The 6,239-nt window shown below is 63.2% G+C and carries 6 protein-coding genes; 3 read left to right on the top strand and 3 right to left on the bottom strand.

Going from position 1 to position 6,239, the window contains the following annotated elements:
* The first annotated feature begins 718 nt into the window (after positions 1 to 718).
* The 3 genes from Q0743_RS10860 to Q0743_RS10850 all read left to right on the top strand — a co-directional run bounded on the left by Q0743_RS10860 (position 719) and on the right by Q0743_RS10850 (position 2,631).
* A complete protein-coding gene (locus Q0743_RS10860; protein ID WP_298241522.1) occupies positions 719 to 1,222 on the top strand; it encodes a toxin-activating lysine-acyltransferase in 504 nt (167 codons plus the stop codon).
* A 136-nt stretch (positions 1,223 to 1,358) separates the two neighbouring features.
* Positions 1,359 to 1,808 carry a hypothetical protein gene (locus Q0743_RS10855; RefSeq protein WP_298241521.1) on the top strand — a complete coding sequence of 150 codons (450 nt, stop codon included), beginning with the start codon at positions 1,359 to 1,361 and terminating at the stop codon, positions 1,806 to 1,808.
* Positions 1,809 to 1,968: 160 nt separating this feature from the next.
* Positions 1,969 to 2,631, top strand: coding sequence for a transposase (locus Q0743_RS10850; RefSeq protein WP_298241520.1), 663 nt, complete (start codon positions 1,969 to 1,971; stop codon positions 2,629 to 2,631).
* Between the two features lie 272 nt (positions 2,632 to 2,903).
* On the opposite strand, the gene Q0743_RS10845 is transcribed toward Q0743_RS10850, so the two are convergent.
* From Q0743_RS10845 to Q0743_RS10835, 3 genes are all read right to left on the bottom strand, one after another.
* On the bottom strand, positions 2,904 to 3,107 hold the full coding sequence (locus Q0743_RS10845) for a hypothetical protein (protein ID WP_298241519.1): 204 nt from the start codon (positions 3,105 to 3,107) through the stop codon (positions 2,904 to 2,906).
* 294 nt (positions 3,108 to 3,401) lie between these two features.
* On the bottom strand, positions 3,402 to 5,543 hold the full coding sequence (gene flhA / locus Q0743_RS10840) for a flagellar biosynthesis protein FlhA (RefSeq protein WP_298241518.1): 2,142 nt from the start codon (positions 5,541 to 5,543) through the stop codon (positions 3,402 to 3,404).
* Between the two features lie 380 nt (positions 5,544 to 5,923).
* Positions 5,924 to 6,229 carry a copper-binding protein gene (locus Q0743_RS10835; protein WP_298241517.1) on the bottom strand — a complete coding sequence of 102 codons (306 nt, stop codon included), beginning with the start codon at positions 6,227 to 6,229 and terminating at the stop codon, positions 5,924 to 5,926.
* Positions 6,230 to 6,239 lie beyond the last annotated feature (10 nt).

The following is a 6,239-nucleotide window of genomic DNA, read 5'->3' as shown; positions in this document are numbered from 1 at the left end:
CCGCTGTGCAGCTTCTTGTCACGCAGGATTCGCACAGTGGACCGCGGGTGCCAGCGGGCTCCCGGTCTTCCCTGCGCCCTTTTCCAATCGAGGGCGAAGCGACGAAGCAAAGCTCGGGCGAGATGAGCCGCGAGGATGCGGAGGTGTGCCCCTAGATGGAAAGGTTTCTCCGCAGGTGAAATGCAAACGATGAGCGATACTGGTCCCACGTACTCCGTCATTGCGAGCGCAGCGAAGCAATCCAGAGTCTTTCCGCGGAGAGATTCTGGATTGCTTCGTCGCAACGGCTCCTCGCAATGACGCGGAGAGAGCGGCCTACTCGCTCTCGTGCCCCGGACGCGGCGCAGCGCCCCGGCGATGCTTCACACTCCATCACAGCGTTCGCACAACAGGGCAGGCATTATCGTGACGCAGCGAGTTGCAACATCCTTCATGACGCCGGCGTGGCGCAATCCACACGCTCGACGTCCCGACGACTCTGTCGTCAAATTATTGCTGGATGTGTCCGGGTTGTTTCGTCTAGCGTCACCCGCAGGGGTTGGGAATGGCATTCTATCCATAGAACGGGAGCACCAATGCGGCGAGTTTCGCCGCCGGCGCTCCCGTTCATTCCGCAACGACAGGACTGATCGACGCATCTCGGCCGCGAACCGGCCGTGCTGTGCACGAGGCGCAGTGTGCTCTAGACTTCGGCCTTTCTCGCAAGGAGGAGCAGCCGATGCCGGGCACCGGAAAAACGAAGCGTGGAGAGAGGCGGATGACGAAGACCGGAGCCGCAAAGCGGATCGAAGAGCCGACCCCCGGTGCAGCGCCCGGCAGCGCGCCGCACGCCAACGGCGCGCAAGCCGCGAACCCGTCCGATGCTTCCGCCGCCGGCACACAAGCGGCCCCGCCGCCCAAGACCGTGTCGCAGGTGCTCGGCGAGATCACCTGGCTGATGACGCAGTCGCCGCGCCACAAGGCGATCCCGCTCGGCGATCTCGAATGGCTGGTGATGCCTGCGATCCTGCTGCAGCAGTTCCGCATCTTCTACAAGGGCGAGCAGCCGGTCGGTGTCGCGTTCTGGGCGCTGGCGGACGAGATCGTCGCGAAGCGGATCGATGCGGGCGATGTGCGGCTGACACCGGCGGAGTGGAAAAGTGGCGCGAATAGGAAGGTCGTTGATGTGATTGCGCCGTTTGGGGGTGAAAGCGAGATGCGAGGACAAGTAGGTGATAAATGATGTCGATCTACCTAAGTCGCCCCCATTTTTGTGTCCAGATCATTCGGCGACGACCGGTCGAGGAAGCCCATTACGGGCGACGACCAGAAGAATTTGTTGGACCTTGGCTTTTTTGCTGACTTGCGGGGATCCTTCAATGGCGCGCGATAATTCAGTCGACGGTCAGGCTTTCCTCAATGAGCTAGGGGGGGCAACGAAAATTACTCTTTTGCTCGTTCCATATCGGACCTCATTTCGATCGAGAATCGATGAGGTTAAATTGCCTGAGGTTTCTTGCGTGTACGAAATCACGGCAGGAAGTCCAGCCTTTGATGAGTCCTTGGAAGTAGTTCGCGAAGGAATTGTCCTGATGAACGATGCCAAGCCAATCTTAGATCTCCGTGTCGGCGTTGTCTTCGAGCGCGGCGGTAACGTTATCAATGCTGCTTATTTCAATGACTTTGGCGGACTTCGCAAAGTGGGCGGTTTTGTCGGTTCACGTCGCGCGATCGGTTCTTCCGACTTGCCAAGCTTGCTTCGCTCGCTGGCAATAAAGCCCGGCGCTTCACTTGTAAAGGATCGGTATTCGAGATGCCCTCACGCCTAAGGAGGGCTGTATGAGTATCGATTCTGTTTTGTTTGGTTGGAGGCATTGGTGACGCTTACTTCTGCAAACTTCACTGTTACCAATGCCATTACGGTGACAGTGCCATTACGGTGACAGTGCATTTAATTGACTCCTTGTGGTCGTGCAGGCATGCTGCGGCATGGCTCGACTTGCGCGTGTCGTCATCCCCGGGCATCCCCACCATGTCACCCAGCGCGGCAATGGTCGCGCCCGCACGTTCTTCGAGGATGGCGACTATGCTCTTTACCGCGATCTTCTGGCGGCGGGATGTCGTGCGGCAGGCGTCGAAGTGTGGGCCTGGTGCCTGATGCCGAACCACGTGCACCTCATTCTCGTGCCGTCCGATGCCGATGGATTGCGCCGCGCGCTGGCGCCCGTGCATCGCCGCTATGCCGGCATCATCCACGCCCGCCGCAAGCGCACCGGCCATTTCTGGCAGGGCCGTTTCGGCTGCGTGGCGATGGACGAGGCGCACCTGGCTGCCGCGCTGCGCTACGTCTCGCTCAATCCGGTGCGGGCACGGCTGGTCGAACGGGCGCGCGACTGGCGCTGGTCCAGCGTCCGTGCCCATGTCGGCAGCCGCGACGACGGCATCACCACGATCGCGCCGGTCAGCGAGCGCTATCCGAACTTTACGCATTTCCTCTCGGAGCAGAGCGATGAGGAGCTGATCGAGCACCTCCGCCGCGCCGAAACCATCGGCCGGCCGATCGGCAACCCGAAGTTCCTGGACATGATCGAACGGAAGACAAAGCGCGTTCTCAAGCCGGCCAGGCGAGGGCCGAAGCCGAAAGAGAGTTAAGTGCACTGTCACCGTAATGAGGTTTCGTGCCCCGGACGCAGCGCAGCGTCACTTCGACGGTGCGTTGCAGCGCGTCCGGGACATGGGAGGAGCGAGCGGTGGGATGAATTTGGCGCGTGCACTGGCAAAGGCATACCCCAGACATGAGAAAGCGCCCGTGGGGGGCGGGCGCTTTCTGTAGTCGACTTGGGGTTGGGGTCGTCTACATATCCACGTGGCGACTTTGGGGGGCTGGTAAAGAGCCGCGTGAATTCGAAAAACTCGTGTTCTCCTTAGCGAACGAGCGAGGTGTTCGCGCTGGTGATGGTGACCGGCTTGCCGGCCTTGATGACGCGAGCGGTCTGGGTGAGGCCTTCGTCCGAACTCGTCGTGCGCGCGGTGATGCCAAGGCCCGCAACTGCGATCCCTGCAACGAGGGCCACGACCACGATCTTCAAATGGGTCGAACGGTCTGCGCTGTAAATCGAGTGGTTCATGGAAGGCTCCTGCCGCCATCTACCCGAAGTAGTCGCTACCCTGTTCGGGCAGGTTCATGCTTCCGGTGCCCAACAACCTAGTATTGGGGGGATTCGTTCCCAAGAGGCCATCACAAGAGCGTGAAAGGACGTGAAAGATCGCGATCAAAAGCGGCCTCTCATCGTGCGTTTTGGCAATTATTTCAAAGCTGTAATGTGCCTGTCAGCCGCCTTTTCGATCTTGGGTCCACACGGTGCCGGGAACTCAAAAACCATTTGCCTGTGGCCGAAAAACACACGGCTTCTTAAGGCAAATCAGATGCTTCCGACCGTTTTCAGCCTCGCCCTGGGGTGGATTTCGGCCTGCGACAGGACGGTGGTCTGGGCGCGGAACCGCTCCACCAGCGAGCGCACGAAGGGACGGATGGCCGCAGACGTGACCAGCACCGGCGCCTCGCCCTCGCGGGCGGCGCGCTCGAAGGCCTCGCGCACGGCGGTCATGAACTCCGACAGTTTCGAGGGCTGCATCGCAAGGCTGCGCTCCTCGCCCTGGCCGATGATGGATTCGGCGAAGGCCTGCTCCCATTTCGCCGACAGTGCGATCAGCGGCAGGTAGCCGGCATAGGAGGTGTTTTGCGCGCAGATCTGCCGGGCGAGGCGGGCGCGGACGTGCTCGACCATGGTCGCGGGATTGCGCGAGAAGGCGAGCGAGTCCGCGATGCCCTCGAGGATGGTCGAGAGGTCGCGGATCGAGATCCGCTCGGCCAGCAGCAGCTGCAGCACGCGCTGGATGCCCGACACCGTGACCTGGCCGGGGACGATGTCCTTGACCAGCTCGCTCTGCTCCTTCGGCAGCTCCTTGAGCAGCTTCTGCACCTCGCCATAGGAGAGCAGGTCCGACATGTTGGCCTTGAGCAGTTCGGTGAGGTGGGTCGAGAGCACGGTCGCGGCGTCGACGACGGTGTAGCCCTTGAGCGAGGCTTCCTCCTTGAGGCTGGCATCGACCCAGGTCGCGGGCAGGCCGAAGGTCGGCTCGGTGGTGTGGATGCCGGGCACCTGCACCTGGCTGCCGCCGGGGTCCATGACCATGAACTGGTTCGGCCAGATCTTGCCGGTGCCGGCGTCGACCTCCTTGATCTTGATGATGTAGGTGTTGGCCTCGAGCTGGACGTTGTCGAGGATGCGCACCGCCGGCATCACAAAGCCCATCTCGATCGCGAGCGAGCGGCGCAGCGCCTTGATCTGCTCGGTGAGGCGGTCGGTGCCGTCGGGGCCGTTGACCAGCGGCAGCAGGGCGTAGCCGAGCTCGATCTTGAGGTCGTCGATCTTGAGCGCGGCCGAGATCGGCTCCTCGGCGGCCGCTGCGCCCGGCGCGCCGGGCTGACCGGCGACAGGCGCGGCCTTGGCGGCTTCCTCGGCCTTGGCGGTGACGCGGTTGCGGTTGCGGGCGTGCCAGGCCAGCGCGCCGGCACCGGCGCCGAGCGCCAGGAACGGGATGGTCGGAATGCCCGGCAGGGCGGCCAGCACCAGCATGACCGCGGAGGACATCGCCAGCGCCTGCGGATAGCCGGAGAACTGCTTCATCAGCGCCTTGTCGGCCGCGCCCGAGACGCCGGCCTTGGAGACGAGCAGGCCGGCCGCGGTCGAGACGATCAGCGCCGGCACCTGGGTGACGAGGCCGTCACCGACCGTCAGCAGCGTGTAGCTGCGCCCCGCGTCGGCGAACGACATGCCCTGCTGCGCCACGCCGATGATCATGCCGCCGACGACGTTGATGAAGACGATCAGAAGGCCGGCGATGGCATCGCCCCGGACGAATTTGGAGGCACCGTCCATGGCGCCGAAGAAGCCGCTCTCGTCCTCCAGCTCCTTGCGCCGATGCTTGGCAACCGTCTCGTCGATCAGGCCGGCGGACAGGTCGGCGTCGATCGCCATCTGCTTGCCGGGCATGGCGTCGAGGTGGAAGCGGGCGGCGACTTCGGCGATACGGCCCGAACCCTTGGTGATGACGACGAAATTGACGATGATCAGGATGGCGAAGACGATGATGCCGATGACGAAATTGCCGCCCATCACGAAGCTGCCGAAGGCCTCGATGACGTGACCGGCGGCCGCCGTGCCCTCGTGCCCGTGCGACAGGATCAGCCGGGTCGAAGCCATGTTGAGCGACAGGCGCAGCATGGTCGAGATCAGGAGCACGGTCGGGAAGGCGGAGAATTCCAGCGGCGTCTGGATGAACAGCGAGGTCATCAGGATCAGGATCGACAGCGTGATCGAGATCGCCAGGAACAGGTCCAGCACGATCGCGGGCAGGGGCAGGATCAGCACCACCAGGATGGTGAGGATGCCCAGCGCCAGCGCGATGTCGCCGCGCTTGAGGATGGTGACGATCTCGTTGAGGGAGGGGATGCCCGGTCTTGCGGTGCCTACGCCCTGTCCCGCGGTGACGTCGACCATGGTAGCTGCCTCCCCGCGCGACTGCCGTCCGCGCGCCCCAAACGTCTGCGCGGCGGCCGAAGGGCCGCCGTTCCGAAAGTGAGGCACCGCACTGGCGTCCACAGGGATCCCCCCGTTTTACGCGGCCGACGACACTCGACTTCACCCGGCAATTTTTGCCCGGTGTATGGTTAGCAAAGGGTTAACGGAGGGGGTGGAAGGGCGGCGGACCGGGGTGTTTCGGGGGCCGCAAGCGGAGAAAAAGGCCGTCATGCCCGGGCATGTCCCGGGCATCCACGTTCTCGGTGCCACATAGCAAGGCGTGGATGGCCGGGACAGGCCCGGCCATGACGTCGTGGAGGCGTATGGCGCTCAAATCGACGATCGAGGAGCTGGCCGCCCTATTTCGCCTTGTCCATCCTGGTCACCATATACCCCGATGCCCCTTCCTCGGCCTCGAAGGTCACCTTGTCGCCGACCTTGAGCTGCCTGAGCATGGCGGGGTCCTTGACGCGGTAGACCATGGTCATGGGTTCCTCCATGCCGAGGCTCTTGGCGGGACCGTGCTTCAGGGTGATCTTGCCGGCGCCCTCGTCGATCTTTTTGACCTCGCCGCTGATCGCGGCAGCCCCCGCCGCGAGGGCTCCGGAAGACAAGATGCCGATGGTCAGCGCAAACGCGGCAGCAGTGCTGATGATGCGGTTCATGGGGGGCTCC

The organism is uncultured Bradyrhizobium sp. (assembly GCF_936943645.1).
Taxonomy (GTDB): domain Bacteria; phylum Pseudomonadota; class Alphaproteobacteria; order Rhizobiales; family Xanthobacteraceae; genus Bradyrhizobium.
Note: the sequence above shows the minus strand (reverse complement) of the source record. Positions and strands in the feature narration are given on the sequence as shown.

Bases quoted from the DNA above. Each gene is read 5' to 3' on its own strand.
- Q0743_RS10855 (WP_298241521.1), top strand. From the start codon at position 1,359: ATGGCGCGCGATAATTCAGTCGACGGTCAGGCTTTCCTCAATGAGCTA.
- Q0743_RS10845 (WP_298241519.1), bottom strand. From the start codon at position 3,107: ATGAACCACTCGATTTACAGCGCAGACCGTTCGACCCATTTGAAGATC.
- flhA (WP_298241518.1), bottom strand. From the start codon at position 5,543: ATGGTCGACGTCACCGCGGGACAGGGCGTAGGCACCGCAAGACCGGGC.
- Q0743_RS10850 (WP_298241520.1), top strand. From the start codon at position 1,969: ATGGCTCGACTTGCGCGTGTCGTCATCCCCGGGCATCCCCACCATGTC.
- Q0743_RS10835 (WP_298241517.1), bottom strand. From the start codon at position 6,229: ATGAACCGCATCATCAGCACTGCTGCCGCGTTTGCGCTGACCATCGGC.
- Q0743_RS10860 (WP_298241522.1), top strand. From the start codon at position 719: ATGCCGGGCACCGGAAAAACGAAGCGTGGAGAGAGGCGGATGACGAAG.